Origin of the sequence: Phocaeicola sp. RTP21198st1_B8_RTP21198_201120 (assembly GCF_040929485.1) — a bacterium.
GTDB classification, from domain to species: domain Bacteria; phylum Bacteroidota; class Bacteroidia; order Bacteroidales; family Bacteroidaceae; genus Phocaeicola; species Phocaeicola dorei.
In genome coordinates, this window is the sequence record NZ_JBCOCI010000504.1 from 1 (window position 1) to 1104 (window position 1104).

At 45.1% G+C, this 1104-nt stretch carries 1 protein-coding gene; it reads right to left on the bottom strand.

The window, feature by feature from the left end; translation table 11 throughout:
• A partial coding sequence (locus AB5935_RS27640; RefSeq protein ID WP_368328055.1) for an efflux RND transporter permease subunit occupies positions 1–879 on the bottom strand: 879 nt, incomplete at its 3' end.
• Between the last annotated feature and the right edge of the window lie 225 nt (positions 880–1104).

Consider the following 1104-nt stretch of genomic DNA (forward strand, 5'->3'; position numbering starts at 1 on the left):
AGCAATAGCAGCCGTAGGTTTTCCATTCAATCGCGACACTACACTGTATGAAGCAGACCCCAAATCAATGCGTGCAATATCTTTCAGACGAAGCATCGCCCCGTCCTGCTCACGGCGGATAATAATATTCCCGAACTGTTCCGGAGATTTCAATCGTCCCTGAACATTCAACGTATACTGAAAAGCATTATTATTATCCTGTCCGATAGGCTGACCGATATATCCGGCAGATACTTCCACATTCTGCGACTGGATGGATTGATAGACTTGCTGCGGTGAAATATTCCGTATACGCATAGCCTCCGGATCGAGCCAGATGCGCATCGAATAATCCCCTGCTCCCATCACATTCACAGCACCCACTCCGGGCACACGTGTCAACTGGTCCACTAAATTCAATTTGGCATAATTAGTCAGATACAGGCTGTTGTACACAGAGTCCTGCGAAGTCATTGTCAAAAACATCACAATGTTTGAAGATTGTTTCTGCACAGTGACCCCTTGCACCACCACCGGTTCCGGCAGCGATGATTGTGCGATACTTACCCTGTTTTGTACCTGCACAGTTGCCATATCGATGTCCGTACCAACAGCGAATGTAATAGTCAGAGAATATGCTCCCGAAGATGAAGAATTGGAAGACATATAAAGCATGCCGTCTACACCATTCACCTGCTGTTCGATAGGAATACCCACTGTTTGAGCAACAGTTTCAGCATTTGCCCCGGGATAAACCGCAGAGACCTGCACCGTTGGCGGTGTGATCTCCGGAAATTGCGCCACAGGCAATATATTGAGTGTGACCAGACCGGCTACTACAATAAGCAGGGCAAGGACAGTAGCAAATATCGGTCGGTTGATAAAAAACTTAGAAAACATAATGTATAGGTTTAAAAGCAGTCTCTCCACAACCTTCTCCCAAGGAGAGGGAGCAGAAAGTTACTTTTGTTAATTAATCGGTTTTAAGTACATCACCTTTATTGATTTCGTTTGTTAATCAATCAGTTATCCAAAAGACCTTATTTCCCTCTTTTGGGAAGGGAATCAGGAAGCGGCTTTACTTTCATTCCGTCTCTGACTTTCATCAAAGCCTCTGTGACATAC